The organism is Azomonas macrocytogenes, from assembly GCF_014191985.1.
Lineage (GTDB): Bacteria > Pseudomonadota > Gammaproteobacteria > Pseudomonadales > Pseudomonadaceae > Azomonas > Azomonas macrocytogenes.
This window is the reverse complement of sequence record NZ_JACHXI010000005.1, coordinates 211,083-231,203: the sequence shown is the minus strand read 5'-3', so window position 1 is coordinate 231,203 and position 20,121 is coordinate 211,083. Positions and strand designations below refer to the sequence as shown.

The following is a 20,121-nucleotide window of genomic DNA, read 5'->3' as shown; positions in this document are numbered from 1 at the left end:
TCCAGCAACGAGTCTGCGGCGGCGCGACGGCGCGACGTGACCGATACCATGTGCCCGCATTCCAGCAGGCGCCGCGCGATTGCGCTTCCCATCACGCCCAGCCCGGCTACGCCTACACGCTTGTTCGTCAGTTCAGTTTGTTCCATGGGGCACTCAACCTTAGGTTTGACGGCGTCCTCTACGCCAGCAGCGTTCGTCGACCGTCCTCAAGAGTTCGATTCCAGAAGACCCATCATACGTAATGGACTCGTGTTCACCATCGCGGCTGCGGGGGCTTGTTGCAAATGACTGGGCTCAGCCTTTTGCGGAGGGTTGCAAAATCTGAAATCGAAAACGCCCCCGAAAGCTGCCGCAAATCTCTTGGAAACTTCCTCGGTGGGGGACCACAGCCTCCTCGGTGTCGTCGGCGGAGCGTTCGCTGTCGCTTTGACATCGGGCCCATTGAACGGGCGGGATTCTCGCTTGTCCGGTGGTCTTCGCCGAACACGGCCTGCGGCTTTCCCTCAAAACCCTTAGGCGATTCGCTTCCGGTCTTGTATGGCAAGTGAAACCCGCCTTATTCATTATCTCGAGCAGAAAGCCCGCATGACGCGGGCTGAAAATTCTTCTGTCAGAAATTGTACTGAAGCTGCATCCGCAGAAGATCACTGTTGTATTTTTCATAGGGGCTGGACTGGACGTTGGTTCGATCCAGCGCCGAGTAATAAGCGGTAAATTCGATTTCGGGAACCGGCTGCCATTCGAAGCCCAATTCCCAATCGTTGACTTTGTTGCGCGGTGCGTTGGTTTCAAACTTCTGCCCGCCGTCGAAGTACTGCCATTTGACAAAGGGGATCAACGTACCGAAGCGTCCGCCCAAATTGTCGATCTTGTACATGGCCTGGACATAGCCGCCATCCAGGGAGCTTTCCTTGATTTCCGTTCTCTCGTCATTCAACTGTGGACCACGTCCCCAGTTCCATTCCGCCTGTAACCCGAAGGGTTGCGGATAGAGCACTGCGTGCAGTCCGACGCGTTTGTCGCTGAATCCATCCGTTTTGGAGCGCGCGGTTGGCGTTATGCCGCCAATAGCGCTCCGATTGGGTTTGAAGGTTCCTGTATGCGCGGAAATACCTGCCTCGATGATTTGCCCGTTATCCAGTTTCATGGGGTAGGTGAAACGAGAAACGACGTGCAGGCTGCTGTTGTTTTCCGAACGGTTCGCACCAGTTCCGTTATACACACCCAGGGCAAACAGTCCGTAGTTGCCCGATCCTTTCAGGTTGTTCGAAGTCAGATACTTGAACATTTCCTGTTTGTCTTGCGGGGTATAGTAATAAAACACGCCCTGGTCACGCTCATCCTTGCAACAGCTGTTTATGGCATCGGCTCGATCAAGCGCTACCCGGTTCTGACTCGATTGAAGATTTTCAAAACCGAATGGAATCTTCGATTGTCCCACGCGCAGCCGGTGTACCCGGTCAGTTGTCAGATGAATGTCGCCATAGGCGTCGCGCAGCTGCGCTATGTTGCCGGTGTCGCCGCTGCTGCTGGCGAAATCCGGCTGGAAGTAATAGGAAAGACGGTCGCTCACATCGCCGGAAAAAACCAGCCGGGCCCGGCGGATGATGAAGTTGGTATTTTCGCCGACTGAGCGGTCCGCCTGGTGCCTGATATGACGGTCGCCGCCCAGGGTCATGTTGTTTCGGACCTGCACGTAGCCACGTATGCTCATGGTGTCCAGCCAGGTTTTCTTGCTGGAAGACGATTGTTTGGGTGCCGAGACTTTGGCTATCTGGTCCAACCTTGCATCCAGCTCCCGTTGCTTCAAAGCCAGGTTTTGCTGCATCCGGGCCAATTCATCTGCCAAGGCTTTTGCATCGCTGGGTTCATCGGAAAGGCTTGCGGTCTGGAGTGGGTCGACCTGCTGGAAAAGCCCCAATTTGACCCTATTAGGGCCGGGCTCGGCGAAAATCTGTTTGGTTTTTCGATCGACATATAATTCCATGGCTGGCCCTGTTGTTTTTGCCATGCCAGTGGCGGAAATCATACCTAAAACTGCAAAGACAGCAGCCTTTGAACTTATTGGCATCATCTTTAATTGCCTCGGGATTCGCTTCAGATTGAGCGAAGCGAATATGTTTTTGGCATATTAAAGATATGTTAAACAAATATTTAAAATATATGACAAGGCCGATAGCAAGATCATCAAAAACAAATAAAAACAAACATAAAAATAATTAAACAGGATATAAAAAACTATAAAAATCAACGGTATAAAAATTGTTTAAAAATAATTAATTGCTTTTTATGGATAAAATTAAAACAAAGTTTTTCCTGTACCCACTACCTGTTCGTAATATCTGGAAAACCAAAGACAAACTGCTCAATATATTAATTATTACTTTTTATAAGTAGGAAGTTTCGATTCCAATCAAAGCCTGTCAATGTATTAAGGTAGCCATAACAGGACAGAATGGCGGCAAAGATCAATATTCCCTTGAATATGGTTGGCCTTCTTCTGGCAATGCATGGCGATCCGCCGGGAATATTCAAGCACTCGGCCACGTGACGCTTCTTGCCAGAGCGTCAATCTTGGAGGGCGAGTGAAACCCGCCACCGACATACTGGGTAGCGTCTGTAGACCTTTCGTCTCTTTGAAAAACCAAGCCTGAGCCAGCGGGAAATCGATCGAACCGCATGCCGTGCTCATGATGCTCCCTTATTCAGGGGAGCACTGGTTTAGCCTGGGTGGCGGCTGCGGAGTAGCGTGGTAATCCGGCTCCCGCCAAAGCCCGCAAAAGAATGGCAATGGTCGCACCGTTATGCAGCATCGAGGCAGAAACAGGTTTCAACAAACCCAGTGCCGCCGCCGACAGGATGCTGGTATTCAGGCCCAGGGTCAGGTTGAAGTTGGAGTGAATCAGACGGCGCGTTGACAGCGCCAGCGCCCGGACCTCTGCCACCAGCGCCAGGTCGTCCTCCAACAGGGTGACGTCTGAAGCCAGTCGCGCAATATCCGCTCCGTTGTGCATGGAAATGCCAACCTGAGCGCCAGACAGGGCTGGTGCATCGTTTACCCCATCTCCCACAAAGGCGATTCGCGCTCCCTGGGCGGCCAGTTCCTGTAGCACGGCGGCTTTTTCATGGGGCAATAAACCGGCACGGAAGTCGTCCAGCCCCAGCTCTTCAGCCAGGGATCTGGCGCGCTCGGGGTGGTCGCCAGTCAGCATCAGGATGCGTTTGACACCCAGCGTACGCAAGCGGGCCACTGTTGCCCCACTGTTGGGACGCGGCGTGTCTTTCAGGGCCAGTACGCCGATCAGTTCGCCACCAAAACCGATGTAGAGCAGGGTCTTGCCCTCCTCATGCAGGCGGTCGATAACCTCGGCGTGGGCCTGGATGGAGATGCCTTCGTCATCTTCCAGGAAATGTCGCGAGCCCACCAGAATACGCTGGCCATCGATGACGCTGGCCACCCCATGGGCCACAATGAATTCAACTTCCTTGTGGTTGAAGTGCCGATGGTGTTCCAGTTTGCGGGCCGCCTCGACCACCGCCATGGCCAGTGGATGGAAATAATGCTCCTCCACCGAGGCGGCCAGGTTAATCAAGTCTTCTGAGCCGTAAGTGGCCGAAAAAGCAATGGAGTCTGTTACCTGCAAAACGCCACTGGTCAGGGTGCCGGTTTTATCGAAGACGAAGGTATCCGCCTCGGCCAGACGCTCCAGCGCCGTAGCGCTTTTCACCAGAATGCCGGCCTGCCCGCTCCGGTACAAAGCGGATTTGAACGCTACCGGTGTCGCCAGTTTCAGAGCACAGGAGTAATCAGCCTGCAAGACGGCACTGACCCGCTCCCAGTCGCGAGACAATAGCCAGGTTCCTCCTGCCAACCCCAGCACCATGGGTACCAGGCGATCGGCCAGTTGGGCGGCCTGCAACTGGGTCGTACTCTTGGCATCCAGCGATTGCTCGACAAAATCGGCAATTCGGGCGGCCGCCGCATTTTGGCCCACCTGCTCGGCATAAATGCGTATCCGCCCTTCCTCGACCAGGGTTCCGGCCAGTACCCGGTCACCGCGACGCCGTGCCACGGGTACACTTTCACCGGTCATGGTGGCTTCGTTGATCAATGCTTCGCCGCCCAGCACCGTACCATCCACGGGAACGACTTTGCCCGTGGCGGCAATCACGGTGTCCCCTACCTGAAGTTCCCGGGCATCGATCAGTACCTCCAGACCATTGCGCTCTACCCAAATATCGCCGCTGTCGGGGCGTAACAGTTGCTTGAGCAGATTGTCCGAGCGGCGCTCGATGGAGTGCTCCAGGTATTCGCCCAGCGCCAATAGAAACAAGGTGGTATTGGCGGCCAGAAAATCCTTGCGCCCAATGGAAATGGCTACGGCCAATGCTTCCAGTACATGGGAGGTGATGCCTTTTTCGATAAAGTTATCCAGCGCCTCGCCAAGCAGTGGAACAGCCGTCACCAGGGACAACGGAGCCTTCAATGACGGTTGCAGGCTGCGGGTCGCCAACAGCGTGGCAGTGCTGATGGCCAATCTGCCCAGTAAAGCCTCTTCCGGCTCGGTGTGCGTCTTCTGCTGGCTACGCACGGGAGGACTCAACGCCAGAATGGCCGCCCCCAGGTGTTCGACACTGGTCTGGTCGCTCTCGAACTCGATGACCAGCATGTGAATGGCCGTATTGACCCTGACCGTACGCACGCCTTTGATCGCGCCGATGGCCTGCTGGATGACCTGGGCACCGCGAGGGCTTTCGCAGCGGTATCCAAAGCGAACCCGCTGCCGGGTGGCGTGCTGCTTATCGAGCCGGGAGAACCAGATCGTCATTTCAGGAGCCTCCGTGCTGCTCCGCATCCAGTTCCGCACGGACATCGGCCACCTGCTCCTTGATCTCCTCCAGCCCCCCCATCACGCTCGAGTAGAGCTTCAGACCCGTCTTCAGCACCTTATTGCGCAACTCCTCGTCACTGAGTACCCAGGCGGCGGCGCCCCCCATCAACAACCCCAACAGAAATTGCTCCGTATGCCGTGAGCGCAGCATAGTGGGCAGCCCTTGCAACAATCCCGCGTCGAAGCCTGCCGCCCCCAGAAATGCCGTAGCTGGCTGTCCGGCTGCATTCACGCCAGCCAAACGTGGATCAGGTACGCTCTGACCCGCTGCCAACCCGCTTTGAGCGCCGTAGGCGGAATAGCCGGCAGCGCCCACACCGAGCGGATCGGTAGCGGCCCCCATGGTCCCGGCACCATTCGTACTCGCACCATAGCCATAGGGTGGATACCCGCCGCCGTTGTAAGCACCCGGGTTCGGGGCATTCACATAAGCCATCTGGGGTTGCCGGTTTTTCTTACGCTTCTTGGCCATCCGTTACCTCCTGAGCAGTCTGCGCGTGCTCGCGCAACAAACGTTCGACAAGCAGTACTCCAGCGGCGCCTGCCGTGGTGGCCAGCAATGCCCCCAGATAATCTTTGCGCTGCACAGCCACAGCCGCGTGCGAGCCAGCCGCCAGGGCCGTCCCACCTTGCAGAGCGTGTTTCAGAATACGTTTGATCTGCTCTGGCGATTGCGCAAGGCCGTTATCTTGACAAGCCGAAAGACAGGCCGTAGCCACGAACCCTCGGGTAAAACTGCCATCCGGGTTAATAATTTGGGCCACCCCGGTGGGGCGCGTAACGACGATGGGATACATCTGAATCACTCCTTGACCGAAATAGAAGGATCACTGGGTGGCTCCACGACCGGCCGTTGCGTCGCAGCGGGAGTCAAGTCCCTGGTTTGCTGCGCTTCAGGTTGTTCTTCCGCGATCAGACGGGCTCGCATGCGCTCTGAAGCACTGGAAACCGTTTCCGGGCTGGACCTTGTGGTCCCCTGCAAATGGCTTTGCACTTTTTCCAGCGCTTCTTTAGACGTCCGGGTTTTAAAAAGACGCAAGACCACGGCGCCAGTTACAACACCCACAGCAAAGGGAATCAGTGGCAGCATTTCAGTTCTCCCTCCGGCCTCGACCGGATTTTTTCTTGAGCAGATACACACCTGTCCCGCCAACCGCCAGCCCCGTCAATAACGCCGGATGGCTATTACGCAACAGCGGACTCAACAGACCGAACATGCCACCACGCCCGGCGACCTGAACCAGGGCCCGCTCGATGAAGTCGGAAAAAGGGCCATGCTTGACATAGGCTTGCTGGGGCGAAACCCCCATGGCGGCATGGTAGCGCTCCTGATCCAGCGCACTGAGCACTGCTTCCCGAAAGGCGGGGAGATGCCGTTCATAGGCGCTTGCCTGTAGATTCAGAAACACAGACCGCGCCTCCGGCTCGATGACCACCGGCAACAACGCGTTGTAAAGACGCACCTTGGCGACCTCGCCCGCGACCGCGCGGCTACAATTGGCCAGCCAGGTTGGCTCAGTGCTGGTTTCCGCCGGAAAAGGGTCCAGAGGCCTGGCCACCCCCAGTTGCTCGCACAACCCTGACAGCGCCGCAATATGGCGCTCCTCGGAGTTCAGAATCTCGGTGAAAGGCGGCCGCGAGCCAAAAGCCTCGATGACCCGCCGGTAAAAACTGCGCGCTGCATATTCATCAAACAACGCAATACGCACCGCCTGATGCAAAAGCGGGTAAGGCGCCTGAGGATCGAGCCGTCGGCTGCGCAAAATCTGCTCATCATAGTTTTGCATGGACAACCTCCCTATAGCTGTTGAGCAAATGAGCTTGCAGAACCCCGGCGGCTGCCGAATCAACGCCAGCCAACAGCTCAGTCCAGGCTTGCTGGGGAATGACGGCGGGGTCGTACTCCAGAACACAGGAGCGCGCCAGGAGATTAAGGTGAACCGAGCGCACACCCGCCGTATGCTCCAGCACGCGCGTCAGCAGGCTCACCCAGGACATCAGGGAAGCCTGGGGCAATCCGTCCAGGCCGGCTGAAGTCCTTAATTTGAGACGAATACGCCCTGGCACATGATGCGCGATGCGCAGGGCGGCCAAGCCCATCTGCCATTGTCCGGTCTGCCAGAGCTCTGCAAGCGTAGCGTCAAGCATGCTCATTGCTTCTCCTTTCATTACAGCCCGTTGAACGGCAGCCTGAAATTGTCTGCCTGACCCCGTTTACGTTAGCTGAAGCCTACAAAAAGGCAGGTAGCAATCTACTGACCTCTGACACTCATTCAGAGGAGAACTCTTGCCATTGAAGGAAGAAGGATTCGATGACGACAAAGCCGCTGCCTTGATTGGTGATCGGGCCTTGCCGAGGTAACCCGCCACCGAGAGGTGAGCCAGCATTCAACCGATGCTGGCAACAGGCGCAAGCCCTCTGGCAAAACGCTCCAGTTGCATTTCTTTCAGGCGGCTCAAGGTCCGGCGAAACGGAAACGACAAATAGCCTTGCGTATACAGCGCTTCAAGCGGCACTTCTGCTTCGATATAGAGTGGAATCTTGCGGTCGTAGCATTCATCCACCAGAGCAATGAACCGCCGAGTACCGTCATCGCTCCGGGAGAGCTGCAGTTGTTGCCGATCACCGGCGACGACTCGTTCCACCCCATCTTCCGTCCCCCTGGCCAGCGGCTTGCCGTTCGGCTCGGCGCCCAGTTGCGGAACCTCGCTCAGCAGAATGGCGGTAAACCGATCACACAAGCCAATGAAATCCAGGGCCGCGAGAGGTTTTTCGCATAGCTCGGCATAACGACACCAGACGACAGTATCACTGTGCTGGACGACGTGAATCGAGCGCGAGCCAATCCAGATCGGCTCGGTCGAGAAAGGCTTGCCTGCATTGAGTTGATCAAATACGCCACTCAGGCTACTGGCGGCCTGGCCGGCCTGCCGGACCCAATAACGCTGCTGCGGCAGGCCCGGATGCAATCGATGATCTTCCCCACCATCGACCTTCACCACCTGCATATGCCGGTTCAGGGCCGCGATGGCCGGAAGAAAGCGCTCACGATTGAATCCGTCGCTATAGAGTTGTTCGGGCGGCTGGTTGGATGTGGCAACCACGACGACGCCCTGCTCGAACATCACCTCGAACAAGCGCCCCAGGATGATGGCATCGCCAATGTCATTGACGAACAGCTCATCGAAACACAGGACGCGAATATCCTGGTGCAACTCTTTGGCGAGTGCCGCCAGGGGATCTGCCGTTCCGGTCAATTCAAACAGCCGCTGATGAACCCACTGCATGAAGTGGTGAAAATGCTGTCGGCGGGCCGGAAGCTGCAGGCTTTGGTAGAACAGATCCATCAACCAGGTCTTGCCTCGCCCGACCGGCCCCCACAAATACACGCCGGTGACTGGCTGGGTTGCCGAGGTGGCTTGCTGCAGTTGCTCGTAACAGCTCTGGAGCCGTTCGGCGGCCTGCCGTTGCGATTCATCCTGGTAATAGCCGCTGGATTCGACCGACCGTTCATAGGCCAGCAAAGGAGGCAAAGTGGTCATCTAAAGACAGGTCCGATTCCGTGCAGGTGTGCATGGCCGCCGCTTTCACTAGTCACAAGAGTGGCTCGATGCTGCTTTATTGCCATGCCTGGCGATCCATCGGCCATAATTGATTCAAGATATTAACAAAGGCTTGCATTTGCCTTGTAAAACTATCGTCGCACATGCAAAACAGGTCTTCGATGCGCTGGCTGCGAGACCTTCGCCGTCGCGCGGACGGACCGGTTCCCTTCGCCGGAGCGTTCCGTATGCCAGCATCGACGCCGACGTGCGTTCCGGCAGGCGTGCAGGCCGGACAAACGTTCGCTTTCGAAGTATCGATCCCGCGGATCGATAGCCATAGTCGCATTCGTCCTTCGCCCATTACTTTTGTGATCAGGGTTTCTGATCATTAAATCAGGCATGACAATTGGACGACTTCTGAAAAGTTGCGCTGAAATGGCTGCGAGCAATACGAAACTTCCAATAACAATATAAGGAGTTTTTATGTCGACTCGCATCAATCCGTTTTGTCTCGATGGTCGGCGGGCTCTTCTGACGGGTTCCTGTCGCGGTATCGGCTTCGAACTGGCTCGTGGTTTGGGGCAGGCCGGAGCAAAAGTACTTATCAATGGACGCGATAAGGAGCGCACGCATGCCGCCTGCGCAAAACTTCGCGATGAAGGCCTCATGGCGGAAGCGGTAGTTTTCGACGTGACCGATTACGGGCAATCCAAAACCGCGATCGACGATGTGGAAAAACGCCTCGGTCCCATTGATATATTGGTCAACAATGCCGGCATTCAGCATCGTGCTCCATTGGAAGAGTTCGCCCCTGAAAAATGGCGTGAACTCATGCAGACCAATCTCGATGCGGTCTTCTACGTATCTCAGGCGGTCGCCCGTCATATGATCGACCGCAAACGCGGCAAGATCATCAACATCGGTTCGGTGCAAAGCGAACTGGCACGCCCCTCGATCACGCCTTATGCGGCCAGCAAAGGTGCAGTGCGCATGCTGACGCGGGGCATGTGCGCGGATTGGGCTCGTTACAGCATTCAAACCAATGGTCTTGCTCCGGGGTATTTCCAGACGGAGCTCAACCGCGCCCTGGTGGAGGATCGGGAATTCTCCGATTGGTTATGCAAGCGCACGCCGGCCGGCCGCTGGGGCCAGGTTGAGGAGTTGTGCGGCGCCGCCATTTTCCTCGCCTCGTCCGCCTCCGATTTCGTCAACGGCCAGATGCTCTATGTCGATGGCGGTCTGACCAGCGTGGTTTGAGCACTTTGCTACGAACGGCATATTTATAAAAACAAGGAAACTCACATGGCCGACTTCAAAGAAGCAATGCTCGGTGGTATCGATATCGACAGAAATCCGCCCCTTGCCATCGATGTCCGAACTCTCCGTTCGGAAGCCCTGGCGCCGAAGCGTTGGTTATACCTGATTCCGCTGATTTTCATTACTTACAGCCTCGCCTACCTGGACCGGGCCAACTATGGCTTCGCCAGTGCCGCCGGTATCGAACACGATCTGGGGATCACGCATGGCATGTCCTCACTGATCGGTTCGCTGTTCTTTTTCGGCTACTTTTTCTTTCAGGTACCGGGCGCCATTTATGCACAGAAATACAGCGTGCGTACGTTGGTATTCTGGAGCCTGATTCTATGGGGCCTGTGCGCCGTGGCCACGGGGCTGGTCACCAGTATCCCCATGCTGATGGTGATCCGGGTTTCGTTGGGAATCGTCGAAGCGTCGGTCATGCCGGCGATGCTTATTCTCATCAGTAACTGGTTCACTCGGCAGGAGCGTTCTCGCGCCAATACTTTTCTGGTACTGGGCAATCCGATCACCGTATTGTGGATGTCGGTGGTTTCCGGGTACCTGATCGATGCCTGGGGCTGGCGCGAAATGTTCGTGATCGAGGGCGCGCCGGCGATTCTCTGGGCCTTTGTCTGGTGGCGCCAGGTACGCGACCGGCCAACCCAGGTCGACTGGCTGACCGATCAGGAGAAGGCACGACTGACGAGCATTCTGGAGAATGAACAGAAAAGCATGCCGGTGATCCGTAATTACCGCCAAGCCTTCATGACTCCCGTGGTCATCCGACTCTGTCTGGTACATGCACTTTGGAGCGTGGGCATGTACGGCTTTATCATGTGGCTGCCGTCGATCATCAAGCAGGCGGCGGCCATCGATATCGTGACGGTGGGTTGGTTGAGCGCCGTTCCGTACATGGTTGCCGTCATAACGATGCTGGCGGTGTCGTGGGCTTCGGACCGCTCGCAACGGCGCAAGATCTTCGTCTGGCCACTATTGGGTATCGGCGCGCTGGCCTTTTTGCTTTCCTATCTGCTCGGTGCCGACCACTTATGGATGTCGTTCATTCTGCTGAGCGTCGCCGGTGCGGCAATGTATGCTCCCTACGGTCCTTTCTTCGCGCTGATTCCAGAAATTTTGCCGGCGAATGTATTCGGTGGAGCCATGGGGCTGATTAACGCCTGTGGGGCGCTCGGTGCGTTTCTGGGATCGTGGATAGTCGGTTATCTCATCGGCCTGACAGGCAATCCGGGGGCGGCCTATATATTCATGACGGTCTGTGTCCTGTCGTCGGCCGTGCTGATGGCCATTGTCAAGGTGCGTTCATAAAGCGGCAGGCGTTTCAGCCGGTATCCAGAACACTCGGGAAACCCTGCTCGACGGACTGCGTGAAAACCTGGCAGTCGGCGCAGTGGATGAGCTCCCCGAGACCGAGACACCGATGGCGCCCAGGGTCGCGCCCTGGGGCCATAAACAGGGCCAGGCGCGGCCACATCGGCAGGCCCTGGCGGACCGCCGCTTTCACTAGTCACAAGAGTGGCTCGATGCTGCTTTATTGCCATGCCTGGCGATCCATCGGCCATAATTGATTCAAGATATTAACAAAGGCTTGCATTTGCCTTGTAAAACTATCGTCGCACACGCAAAACAGGTCTTCGATGCGCTGGCTGCGAGACCTTCGCCATCGCGCGGACGAACCGATTCCCTTCGCCGGAGCGTTCCGTATGCCAGCATCGACGCCGTCTAGCCGCACCTTCGTTTCTTTCCGCCGCCAGGGCCAGCGCCTCATGCTCGCGCTGATCGCCGTCCTGCCTGTAGCCGCGCGCGCCGACACCACCGCGAGCATTTCCGCCGCCCAGACTGCCGCAGCGCACGCTCCGGCTTGCGTCGCGGTCGGCAATTTCTACTGGGAGATTGGCGACAGCAACGGCGTCGTGGCCAGTGGCACTGTCGGTACGGGCTACAGCGCTACCGAAGTGATGAGAGTCGCCTCGGCGTCGAAACTCGTATTCGGTGCCTATGTGCTAGAGCGCATCGGCAGAGACGGCGAGCTGTCGCCGGACATGCTCGACGAATTGCAGATGAAATCCGGCTATACTTCTTTCAATCCGATCGCTTGCCGCCAGACCCCGACTGTCGCAGGCTGCCTGACAGCACACGCCCTGCATGGGCGAAACGACCGTTACCACAGCGAGGATCGGGGTCTTTTCTGGTACGGCAGCGGCCATTCGCAAAAACTCGCCGTGGAGCTCGGCCTCGGTGAGCTGGACGCCAACGGCCTGACGCAGGAAATCCGCACTCGCCTTGGCGGCGATCTTAACTTCTACTATAAATCGCCACAGCTCGCCGGTGGGCTCCTCTCCAGCCCGGCCGATTTCGGCCTGTTCCTGCGCCGTATCGTGTCCGGCCAGTTGGTCATGAAGGATTTTCTCGGCACCCGGCTGATCTGCACACTGCCCGGCAGTTGTCCGAATGCGAAGCAGAGCCCGATACCCGCGCCCTGGCACTACAGCTTGAACCACTGGGTCGAGGACGACGGCAGCTTCAGCAGCCCCGGTCTGCTGGGTTTTTACCCGTGGATTGTGGCCGACAAGACGCATTATGGCCTCGTGGCCCACACCTCCAACTCGCTGAGCCCTGTGCTGTCCACACGCTACCCGACAAACAGCGCCTACTGGCTCAGCGCGCAGTGCGGACGAGCGATTCGTAACGCCTTTCAATCCGGGAACGCCACCCCGCTGCCCGCGATGCCCTGATCCGGCATCCCACCGGCGGGTTGCACCCGGTCTGGCGCGACCCGGTCTGGCGTGACCCGTTCTGACGCGACTCGCCCTACCCCTGAACAACATGCGGGGTTTACACGGCTAGCCCTGACTGGCCTGGATCAGGTCGATCCGGCAACCCGGCTGGGCATCATGCACTTCCAGGATCATGTCATGCAGGCGGGCGACGGCCGCCACCATGCTCAGGCCAAGCCCGTTACCGGCGGTATGGCGACTGGATTCGCAGCGGTAGAGACGCCGGAACACGGCTTCGCGCTCCGCCTCCGGGATGCCGGGGCCATTGTCGGTGATCCGCAGCCCGATGCGACCCTGTTCGGCGATGATCTTGACCTGTATCCAACCATTGTCGGGTGAAAACTTGATGGCATTGTCGAGCAGGTTGCAGGTGGCGTCGAAGAGCAATTGCGCATCGCCCGCCAGGCGGCTGGGAACCGGCGCAGGCGAGAATTCCAGGGCGATGCCGCGCGCCTCGGCCAGCGGTTCGAAGAACTCCGAGGCATCGGCGCCGATCCGGTCGAGATCCACCTGGGTGAAATTGCGGCGGCGGGCGCTGTCTTCGATTTCCGTGATGCGCAGCAAGGCCCGGAAGGTCTGCAATAAACCCTGCGCCTCGGCAATGGCGGCTTCGATGGCGCGGGCGTATTGCTCCTGGCTCAAGGCATGCCGCTGAGTCCGTTCCAGCCCGGCCAGCAAGCGCGTCAGGGGGGTGCGTAAATCATGGGCGATGTCGTCACAAACGCCTTTGACTTCACTCATCAGTCGTTCAAGCTCATCCAGCATGCCGTTGACGATGGTGGCAATGCGATCGATATCGTCGTCGTTGCCCCGGGTCGGCAGGCGATTGCTCAGATCGCCCTTGATGATGCGCTCGATTGACCGGCTGAGCGCATCGAGCCGGCGGCCGGCCAAATAACCGAGCAACACCGCGCCCAACAGGCCGACGACCAGCAGCACCGCGCCACCGGAAAGCAGGGCATTGACCAGCAGTTCGTCGAATTCCTGGATGCTATGGATATCCTCGCCGACCAGTAGCAGCATGCCATCCTCCAAGGGATGGACCATGAAGCGGATCGGTCGCCGGTGGCCATTGGGTTTGTGCCAGACGAATTCATGGGGCTCGTCATAGCCGTTGAATGACGGCAGTTTCTGGACCGCCCCCATGATCGGCCGGCCCTGGGCATCGAACAGCGTGTGGGGACTGTGGCTCTTGCGGTCCTGCTCGATATGCTCCTGCAGCTCATGCAGGCGCATTTTCGGCGGTTGCTGGCTGCGCGACTCGATCTGCCGCTCGAGCCTCTTGTCAGTCTGGTGCGCCAGATAGCCGGCGGTCTGCCAGTAGACATAGCCGAACAACGCCAGGAAGGAAAAACCGAACAGCGCCAGCGACATCAACGCGGTACGGAAGCTGATCGTGCGCGGGATTTCACGCAGGCGAACGAAGGGCATAGCCGGCTCCGCGAATGGTGTGGATCATCTGTTCTTCGCCTTCCCCGTCGATCTTGCGGCGCAGGCGGCTCATGTGCACTTCGATGACATTGGTGCGCTCGCCGTAACTGTATTGCCAGACCGCCTCGAACAGCATGGTGCGGGTCACGACCTGATTGGCGTGCCGGGCCAGGTATTCGAGCAACGCGTATTCACGCGGCAGCAGGTCGATCGGGCGCTCGCCACGGCGCACTTTGCGGCGCAGCAGGTCGATACTCAGGTTGCCGACCCGCAGTTGGTTGTCATGCTCCTGGCCTTGCCCCACAAAACGCCGCAACAGCGCATCGAGGCGGGCGGTAAGCTCGATGAATTCGAACGGTTTGGTCAGATAATCATCACCGCCGGCCCGCAAGCCGCGAACGCGCTCATCCAGCTCGCCAAGGGCGCTGAGAATCAGCACCGGCGTGGCAATCCCCGCCGCGCGCAAGGCCGTGAGCACCCCCAGGCCATCCAGGCTGCCGGGCAGCATACGGTCGAGCACAATGGCATCGAAGGTTTCGCTGATTGCCCGCAGCAAGGCATCGCGGCCATTATCGATACAGGTCACCTCGAAGCCATGGTCCTTCAGCGCTGCCTCGATTTCTCTGGCGGTGATAAGGTCGTCCTCGACGATCAATACATGGGTCATAAGATCTGACGGGCTCCCTCAAGATCACGCAATGGTTGTGGTGGCGCCTAGTGTGTCAAAACCTGGATAGACGGAAGATCGCAGAACCATGAAAAAAAATTCAGCTTCGCCGCAGGGTCCAGTATGCGGATTCTGGTAATCGAGGATGATGCCCGGACGGCGAATTATCTGCAGCGCGGGCTCAGCGAAGCCGGCCATGTCGTGGATAGCGCAGCAGAGGGCCGTACCGGGCTGGAACAGGCCCTGGAAGGTATCTACGATGTGCTGATCGTCGATCGTCTCCTGCCCGGGCTGGATGGCGTGGCCCTCGTGCGCCAGGCGCGCCAGGCCGGCTTGCAAACGCCGATCCTGATGCTCAGCGCCCTGGCCTCGACCCTGCAGCGGGTCGAGGGGCTCGAAGCCGGTTGCGACGATTACCTGGGCAAGCCCTACGCCTTTGTCGAACTGCTTGCCCGGCTCGATGCCCTGCTGCGTACCCGCCATCAACTGCCCGGTCCGGCACGCATCCTGCGCGTTGGAGAACTGCAACTCGATTGCGCCGCCCGCACCGTCGTCCGCCAGGGCAGGACCATCGCCCTGCAGCACCGCGAGTCCCTGATCCTCGAAAAGCTCATGCGCCACAGCAATGAGGTCGTCAGCCGCAGCATGCTGCTGGAAAGTGCCTGGGATTATGTCTTCGATCCCCTGGATAACGTGATCGACAAACACATCCATCGCTTACGGAAAAAACTCGATGCCGGCTTTGCCTATTCCCTGATCCAGACCGTGGCCGGCATGGGTTATCGCCTGCTGGAGCGGCAGCCACATACGGCCGAGCCTTGAAAGAATGGCGAGGGCGGTGCGCTTCTCCTCTGCCGGAAACCCGCGCTGCCTGACTCACTCGATCACCTCGAAGCTCACCTGCGTGGTCTGCCCGGCTTCGTCGAGTACGCTCAGTTGATAGTGCCCGGCCTGCTGGAAAACCTGCTCGATCATCTCGCCTTCGGCCAGCGGCTGGCCGTTCATGAACCACCAGCGCTTGCCCGTGCCGCCGAGGGCCAGCAGCTTCAAGCGCAACGGCGTCTGCCCGGCCAGGCGGCGCAGCCGGTCACCGTCACGGACCCCGCTGAGCAGCAGTCGCCCGCCAGTGCTTCGCGCCACCGGCGGACACTGCGGCGAGACCGCCGGCAAGCGCGCCTCGGCCCGCTCGCGGCGGGGCAACCAGGGTTCCAACGGCACGGGCCAACGGATGAAGGTGTGCGCCCGAGCCGTGGGGCAGCCGGCGTTTACCTGCAGTCCGGCAGCATCCACCCATAACGTCTCGGTCAAGCCCTGCCCCAGCAGCTGATCTACCGCCAGCAGGGTCGGCGGTGCCGTACCGTCCAGAGTCCAGGCCTGACGGCGTTGGCGGCAATTGTCGTCGCCACGCGGCAACGGCTGCCCGCCCGGCCAGCAGATCGCCGCGGAACCGACCGCAGCCGGGCGCGGCGGCAGCGGTTGGGCAACCCCCCGTTGCCCATCGCGATTGAGCAGAATGTCATGCACCTGATGCAGCAGCGGCGCTGCCGAGGCCAGACCGAATTGCCCGGCCACCGGCGTACCGTCCGGGCGACCGATCCAGACGCCGATCAGGTAGCGCGGCCCCACGCCAATCGCCCAGGCATCGCGAAAACCGTAGCTGGTGCCGGTCTTGAAGGCCAGTGCGGGGCGCAGCAGAACGTTCGCCTGCGCCGGATCGGCCTGCCCGGCCAGGATCTGGCGGACGATCCAGGCGGCCCCCGGCGACATGAAACGGCGCTCCAGCAGCGGCGCTTCCGGTTGCAAGCGCGGTCGGGCAATGCGCCCGGCACGGGCGAAGGCGCTGTAGCCAGCGACCAGATCCTCCAGCCGCGCCCCGACGCCGCCCAGGATCAGCGCCAGGTTCGGCTCGGCGGCGCGTGGATAGACCAGCGCAAGGCCCGCCGCCCGCAATTCACCGGAAAAACGCTTCGGTCCGTACGCTTCCAGTAGCTGCACGGCAGGCAGGTTGAGCGAACGGCTCAAGGCTTCGCTGGCAGAAACCGGGCCGCTGAAGCCTTCGGCAAAATTACCGGGCCGGTAGTCGCCGAAACGCCGGGGCACATCCTGCAACAGCGATTCGGAATGAATCAGTCCGGCATCCAGCGCCGCCGCATACAGGAAGGGCTTGAGGGTTGATCCCGGCGAGCGCACCGCCGTGATCATGTCCACATGACCGTAACGCACAGGATTGGCGATATCCGCCGAGCCGAGATAGGCGCGCACGGCCATGTTCTGCGCCTCCACCACCAGGATCGCCGCCGATGTGCGTTCCGGCAGGCGCGCATGCCAGCCGTTCAGCAGATCCTCCAGCCGCCGCTGCAAGGCGGCATCGAGAGTGGTACGGATCACTGGCGCACGGCTTGCCTGATTGAGCCGGCGCGCCAGCAGCGGAGCCAGATCCGGCGCCTGGCGTGGAGGTAGCAGGACCGGCTCCTCCCGCGCCTCGCGCACGCTGGCGGCCGACCAGATGTGCTCCTCGGCCAGCCGCTGCAGCACCTTGTCCCGGGCTGCCTGGGCGCGTTCGGGATAGCGATCCGGGCGTAGCCGGCTGGGTGCCTGGGGCAACACCGCCAGCAACGCTGCCTCGGCGCGGGTCAACTGCGCTGGCGGCTTGCCCAGGTAGGCCCAACTGGCCGCCGCCACGCCTTCCAGGGTGCCGCCGAACGGCGCCCGGTTGAGATAAAGCGTAAGAATCTCGCGCTTGGAAAGATGCCACTCCAGTTGCAGCGTGCGCCACAGCTGGCGCAGCTTGCCGCCCAGCGTACGCGCATGCGGATCGAGCAGCCGCGCCACCTGCATGGACAGTGTGCTACCGCCGGAAACGATCCGCCCACTGCGCACGTTGAGCCAGGCGGCACGCAACAGGGCCAGCGGATTGATCCCGGGATGGCGATAGAACCAGCGATCCTCATAGGCCAGCAGCGCCTGCTGGTAATACGGCGATACCACTTCCGGCGTTGCCGGATAGCGCCATACGCCTTCGCTATCGGCAAAGCGGTACAGCGGCGTGCCATCCTCGGCCAGCACCACGCGGGCCAGCCCATCGTCCGGCAGCGGCAACGGCCAGAGGCGGTCGGCGCACCAGAGCATCGCGGCCGCCAATAATGGAAACAGCAGCCAGCGCCATCGGACCCGAGGGGTGACTCTCACTGCAGGCGATCCTTGGTGATGAAAAGCGGAAATTCGCTTCACTATTTCACCTGATCCCCTATTCGATGGAAATGCGGTAGCGCTCCGAACTCAAAGAATTCCTTCGTCTTCAGCGTTCAGCTGAACCATAGAGATAAATCTTGTCCGCCTCCATGGCATAGCCAGCCTCGGCCAGCTCGCTACTGCTGTGCTTGACCTGCAAAATACCTTCAACCCAGAACGGTTGATCGAGATCGTTCACCAACACGCCCAGTTCGGTTCTCACATGAACGATCTGATTCGAGGGCGGCGGCGGTACATGGATACAGGCACCGAGATAGGGAACCAACAGAAAGTCGACCGCCCGGTTTTCGGCGGAAAACTCCAGCGGCACGATATAGCCAGGCAGCTTTACCCACGCCCCGTCGAGCGACTCCACGACGGGAGCGGCCGGTGCCTGCTGTACCGCAGCAGGGCCGGATTCGGCAGCCAGTACATTGGCCAGTTGGGAAAGATCGTGCAAGGGAACCGGGGGCGGCAACAGGCGCGCATGCGGTGGAATCATTTCCGCCCAGCGTAGATCGCGAATCTCAGCCGACCAGACCGGCATCGCCAGCAGCAGCGACAGGATCGGCCAGAGCCTGGTATTCAGTTGACGGAACATGCTCATCGACCTATGGCGCTATCGAGGCTGGCGAGAATGGCGGCAAAACCATCCGCTGCCAACCAGCGCCAGGTTTTTGGTCGCCACCGCGCCCACTCAAACCACGCAGGGCGGCACTCAAAGCGCTAGCTGTGGATTGCCCGGTGTGGCCTCGAAGCCATGCTGTCCACTCGGCCCTATCGATTGCACAGAGACTTTGTGCGTATCCGGAAACAGCTCGAAAAAGCGCGTCAGATCGAGCGCTGTGAGGCTTTCGGGATGTTGGCAGACCAGCTTGTAACGTGCCTGGATATCGCTGTGCCCATGCTCTTCAGCTGCGTCCTCATGTTCGTCCTCATGGACCGGGCCTTCTTCTTCAAGCAACGCTCCGTCAAGCTTTGTGGCAGTCGCTCTACATCCGGCGGCAACCGGCACACCGAACAGCGCCACGGGATCTCGCAGGCGCTCCTTCACCTGCACGACCCTGGCTTTGTCGGCAGCGCTAGTGGCCGCATGTTCGAAGCCGACAAGGTTCATCGCTGGAGTTTCCAGCTCCACCTCCAGAGTCCGGTCTTCCAGAACCACGTTCAACGTCGCGGCGCCATGTTCATGCGCACCGAGGCTGGCGTGCTCATGGCTCGCATGGGCCTGGGTGATGGATAGTTGCAGTAACAGCAGAAGGGCAAGTAGTCGATAGCACATGAGAGAACCGAAAAATCCAGCCATTTCGTTACACTATAACATAGGCATTGTCGGCTCTATGGTCCACCAGTTTCAGGGCCAGTACTTAGGGGCGGGCTTGCCACCTCCAGTAGCTTTCGGCCACGAGCTCACATTCAAAACCCTTGGCACGGCTACAGGACGACGCCCCATTTCGGAGGCGTCCGGTATTCTCGGAGGTGCTCTTAAAACGAGCAAAGACTATAGAATTAACCCGTTTCCATGGTTTCAAGAACGTCTCTGCCTGCATCAAACAGGATGACGATGACCCGGATAGCGTTCTGCATGCGCGGCTGATCAATATCTTCAGTCACGGCAATTATTCATTCGGTCTGTCGCCTTTTGCGCCGGAGGCAGCCGCCATCAAGGCGGGGCGCTTGATGCTGGAGGAAATTGCAGCCTGTGTGCGGCGCGGCGACAGCTTCGCATTTGAAACCACCTTGTCCGGCTTGGGCTATCTACGGCATATCGCACACTGGCGCGGGTTGGGCTACCGTGTCGGCCTGTATTTCCTGGCGCTACCCAATGCAGAAACAGCCATTGCCCGGGTGGCCGAGCGCGTCCGGCAAGGTGGACATGACATTCCTGAACCCGTGATCCGCCGCCGCTTTGCGGCAGGTCTGCGCAATGTTGACCAACGCTACAAGGCTCGGGTGGATACCTGGGCCAAATACGACAACGCCGGTGTATCGCCGGTGCTGCTGGACTGGGGAGAAAACGCATGAAAGCACAGGATATTTCCAAAGCCGAGAACCCAGACTTGCGCGCCTCGCTGGCGGCCATCCAGCGGGCTGCAGAATTGGCCCGCAAAACGGCCATCCAGACAGAGACAGGTATCGTCATCGTTCGGGATGGGAAGCTGGTGCATGTGTCAGCGCAAGAGCTGCGCGAGAATGCCTTGGAAGAAAAGACGCATGACTGAACAGGATCAGAAACAACTGGGCAATACCCTCTAGGGCA

General features: G+C 59.3%; 21 protein-coding genes. 7 read left to right on the top strand and 14 right to left on the bottom strand.

Going from position 1 to position 20,121, the window contains the following annotated elements; genetic code table 11:
* From FHR87_RS19630 to zapE, 9 genes are all read right to left on the bottom strand, one after another.
* Positions 1-146, bottom strand: a 146-nt coding sequence (locus FHR87_RS19630; RefSeq protein WP_183166112.1) for an NAD(P)-binding domain-containing protein, incomplete at its 3' end; no start/stop codon positions are given.
* A 464-nt stretch (positions 147-610) separates the two neighbouring features.
* On the bottom strand, positions 611-1,987 hold the full coding sequence (locus FHR87_RS07615; protein ID WP_221189762.1) for a porin: 1,377 nt from the start codon (positions 1,985-1,987) through the stop codon (positions 611-613).
* Positions 1,988-2,705: 718 nt separating this feature from the next.
* Complete coding sequence (locus FHR87_RS07610) at positions 2,706-4,829, bottom strand: heavy metal translocating P-type ATPase (protein ID WP_183166111.1); 2,124 nt, start codon at positions 4,827-4,829, stop codon at positions 2,706-2,708.
* 1 nt (position 4,830) lies between these two features.
* Positions 4,831-5,364, bottom strand: a complete 534-nt coding sequence (locus FHR87_RS07605) for a hypothetical protein (RefSeq protein ID WP_183166110.1) — start codon at positions 5,362-5,364, stop codon at positions 4,831-4,833.
* Positions 5,348-5,689 carry a hypothetical protein gene (locus FHR87_RS07600; RefSeq protein ID WP_183166109.1) on the bottom strand — a complete coding sequence of 114 codons (342 nt, stop codon included), beginning with the start codon at positions 5,687-5,689 and terminating at the stop codon, positions 5,348-5,350. Before FHR87_RS07600 ends, FHR87_RS07605 begins: the two co-directional genes overlap by 17 nt.
* Positions 5,690-5,694: 5 nt before the next feature.
* Positions 5,695-5,982 (bottom strand): hypothetical protein, encoded by a 288-nt coding sequence (locus FHR87_RS07595; protein ID WP_183166108.1) that lies wholly within the window; start codon positions 5,980-5,982, stop codon positions 5,695-5,697.
* Position 5,983: 1 nt separating this feature from the next.
* Positions 5,984-6,679 carry a ferritin-like domain-containing protein gene (locus FHR87_RS07590; protein WP_183166107.1) on the bottom strand — a complete coding sequence of 232 codons (696 nt, stop codon included), beginning with the start codon at positions 6,677-6,679 and terminating at the stop codon, positions 5,984-5,986.
* Entirely contained in the window at positions 6,666-7,046 is a 381-nt protein-coding gene (locus FHR87_RS07585) for a heavy-metal-associated domain-containing protein (RefSeq protein ID WP_246335829.1), read from the bottom strand. The genes FHR87_RS07590 and FHR87_RS07585 overlap by 14 nt, the downstream gene beginning before the upstream one ends.
* 234 nt (positions 7,047-7,280) lie before the next feature.
* Complete coding sequence (gene zapE / locus FHR87_RS07580; RefSeq protein WP_183166106.1) at positions 7,281-8,435, bottom strand: cell division protein ZapE; 1,155 nt, start codon at positions 8,433-8,435, stop codon at positions 7,281-7,283.
* A 486-nt stretch (positions 8,436-8,921) separates the two neighbouring features.
* Here zapE and FHR87_RS07575 point away from each other — a divergent pair, with 486 nt between their 5' ends.
* The 4 genes from FHR87_RS07575 (at position 8,922) to FHR87_RS07560 (ending at position 12,490) form a co-directional block, all read left to right on the top strand.
* The gene (locus FHR87_RS07575) at positions 8,922-9,695 is read left to right on the top strand and encodes an SDR family NAD(P)-dependent oxidoreductase (RefSeq protein ID WP_183166105.1); all 774 of its coding nucleotides are present in this window, start codon (positions 8,922-8,924) and stop codon (positions 9,693-9,695) included.
* Between the two features lie 45 nt (positions 9,696-9,740).
* On the top strand, positions 9,741-11,063 hold the full coding sequence (locus FHR87_RS07570; protein ID WP_183166104.1) for an MFS transporter: 1,323 nt from the start codon (positions 9,741-9,743) through the stop codon (positions 11,061-11,063).
* Positions 11,044-11,262, top strand: coding sequence for a hypothetical protein (locus tag FHR87_RS07565; protein WP_183166103.1), 219 nt, complete (start codon positions 11,044-11,046; stop codon positions 11,260-11,262). Before FHR87_RS07570 ends, FHR87_RS07565 begins: the two co-directional genes overlap by 20 nt.
* 130 nt (positions 11,263-11,392) lie before the next feature.
* Entirely contained in the window at positions 11,393-12,490 is a 1,098-nt protein-coding gene (locus FHR87_RS07560) for a hypothetical protein (RefSeq protein ID WP_221189761.1), read from the top strand.
* 108 nt (positions 12,491-12,598) lie between these two features.
* Here the strand turns inward: FHR87_RS07560 and FHR87_RS07555 are convergent, their stop codons facing one another.
* Both FHR87_RS07555 and FHR87_RS07550 read right to left on the bottom strand, forming a co-directional pair.
* Positions 12,599-13,963, bottom strand: coding sequence for a sensor histidine kinase (locus tag FHR87_RS07555; RefSeq protein WP_183166102.1), 1,365 nt, complete (start codon positions 13,961-13,963; stop codon positions 12,599-12,601).
* The gene (locus FHR87_RS07550; protein WP_183166101.1) at positions 13,941-14,630 is read right to left on the bottom strand and encodes a response regulator transcription factor; all 690 of its coding nucleotides are present in this window, start codon (positions 14,628-14,630) and stop codon (positions 13,941-13,943) included. Before FHR87_RS07550 ends, FHR87_RS07555 begins: the two co-directional genes overlap by 23 nt.
* A gap of 123 nt (positions 14,631-14,753) precedes the next feature.
* Between FHR87_RS07550 and FHR87_RS07545 the strand changes: the two genes are divergently transcribed.
* Complete coding sequence (locus FHR87_RS07545) at positions 14,754-15,452, top strand: response regulator transcription factor (RefSeq protein WP_183166100.1); 699 nt, start codon at positions 14,754-14,756, stop codon at positions 15,450-15,452.
* Between the two features lie 54 nt (positions 15,453-15,506).
* Here the strand turns inward: FHR87_RS07545 and pbpC are convergent, their stop codons facing one another.
* The 3 genes from pbpC to FHR87_RS07530 form a co-directional block, all read right to left on the bottom strand.
* On the bottom strand, positions 15,507-17,759 hold the full coding sequence (gene pbpC / locus FHR87_RS07540) for a peptidoglycan glycosyltransferase PbpC (protein WP_246335863.1): 2,253 nt from the start codon (positions 17,757-17,759) through the stop codon (positions 15,507-15,509).
* Positions 17,760-17,928: 169 nt separating this feature from the next.
* Complete coding sequence (locus FHR87_RS07535; RefSeq protein WP_183166098.1) at positions 17,929-18,462, bottom strand: DUF3299 domain-containing protein; 534 nt, start codon at positions 18,460-18,462, stop codon at positions 17,929-17,931.
* Positions 18,463-18,579: 117 nt separating this feature from the next.
* Positions 18,580-19,143: a DUF2796 domain-containing protein gene (locus FHR87_RS07530; protein ID WP_183166097.1), complete on the bottom strand. Its 564-nt coding sequence runs from the start codon at positions 19,141-19,143 to the stop codon at positions 18,580-18,582.
* Positions 19,144-19,340: 197 nt separating this feature from the next.
* Here FHR87_RS07530 and FHR87_RS07525 point away from each other — a divergent pair, with 197 nt between their 5' ends.
* Together FHR87_RS07525 and FHR87_RS07520 are read left to right on the top strand one after the other, a co-directional pair.
* Entirely contained in the window at positions 19,341-19,886 is a 546-nt protein-coding gene (locus tag FHR87_RS07525; protein WP_221189774.1) for an ATPase, read from the top strand.
* Entirely contained in the window at positions 19,883-20,083 is a 201-nt protein-coding gene (locus tag FHR87_RS07520; protein ID WP_183166096.1) for a hypothetical protein, read from the top strand. Before FHR87_RS07525 ends, FHR87_RS07520 begins: the two co-directional genes overlap by 4 nt.
* Positions 20,084-20,121 lie beyond the last annotated feature (38 nt).

Bases quoted from the DNA above. Each gene is read 5' to 3' on its own strand.
- FHR87_RS07535 (WP_183166098.1), bottom strand. From the start codon at position 18,462: ATGTTCCGTCAACTGAATACCAGGCTCTGGCCGATCCTGTCGCTGCTG.
- FHR87_RS07610 (WP_183166111.1), bottom strand. From the start codon at position 4,829: ATGACGATCTGGTTCTCCCGGCTCGATAAGCAGCACGCCACCCGGCAG.
- FHR87_RS07590 (WP_183166107.1), bottom strand. From the start codon at position 6,679: ATGCAAAACTATGATGAGCAGATTTTGCGCAGCCGACGGCTCGATCCT.
- FHR87_RS07545 (WP_183166100.1), top strand. From the start codon at position 14,754: ATGCGGATTCTGGTAATCGAGGATGATGCCCGGACGGCGAATTATCTG.
- FHR87_RS07575 (WP_183166105.1), top strand. From the start codon at position 8,922: ATGTCGACTCGCATCAATCCGTTTTGTCTCGATGGTCGGCGGGCTCTT.
- zapE (WP_183166106.1), bottom strand. From the start codon at position 8,435: ATGACCACTTTGCCTCCTTTGCTGGCCTATGAACGGTCGGTCGAATCC.
- FHR87_RS07560 (WP_221189761.1), top strand. From the start codon at position 11,393: ATGCGCTGGCTGCGAGACCTTCGCCATCGCGCGGACGAACCGATTCCC.
- FHR87_RS07570 (WP_183166104.1), top strand. From the start codon at position 9,741: ATGGCCGACTTCAAAGAAGCAATGCTCGGTGGTATCGATATCGACAGA.
- FHR87_RS07605 (WP_183166110.1), bottom strand. From the start codon at position 5,364: ATGGCCAAGAAGCGTAAGAAAAACCGGCAACCCCAGATGGCTTATGTG.
- FHR87_RS07585 (WP_246335829.1), bottom strand. From the start codon at position 7,046: ATGAGCATGCTTGACGCTACGCTTGCAGAGCTCTGGCAGACCGGACAA.
- FHR87_RS07550 (WP_183166101.1), bottom strand. From the start codon at position 14,630: ATGACCCATGTATTGATCGTCGAGGACGACCTTATCACCGCCAGAGAA.
- FHR87_RS07600 (WP_183166109.1), bottom strand. From the start codon at position 5,689: ATGTATCCCATCGTCGTTACGCGCCCCACCGGGGTGGCCCAAATTATT.
- FHR87_RS07530 (WP_183166097.1), bottom strand. From the start codon at position 19,143: ATGTGCTATCGACTACTTGCCCTTCTGCTGTTACTGCAACTATCCATC.
- FHR87_RS07520 (WP_183166096.1), top strand. From the start codon at position 19,883: ATGAAAGCACAGGATATTTCCAAAGCCGAGAACCCAGACTTGCGCGCC.
- FHR87_RS07595 (WP_183166108.1), bottom strand. From the start codon at position 5,982: ATGCTGCCACTGATTCCCTTTGCTGTGGGTGTTGTAACTGGCGCCGTG.
- pbpC (WP_246335863.1), bottom strand. From the start codon at position 17,759: ATGCTCTGGTGCGCCGACCGCCTCTGGCCGTTGCCGCTGCCGGACGAT.
- FHR87_RS07615 (WP_221189762.1), bottom strand. From the start codon at position 1,987: ATGGAATTATATGTCGATCGAAAAACCAAACAGATTTTCGCCGAGCCC.
- FHR87_RS07555 (WP_183166102.1), bottom strand. From the start codon at position 13,963: ATGCCCTTCGTTCGCCTGCGTGAAATCCCGCGCACGATCAGCTTCCGT.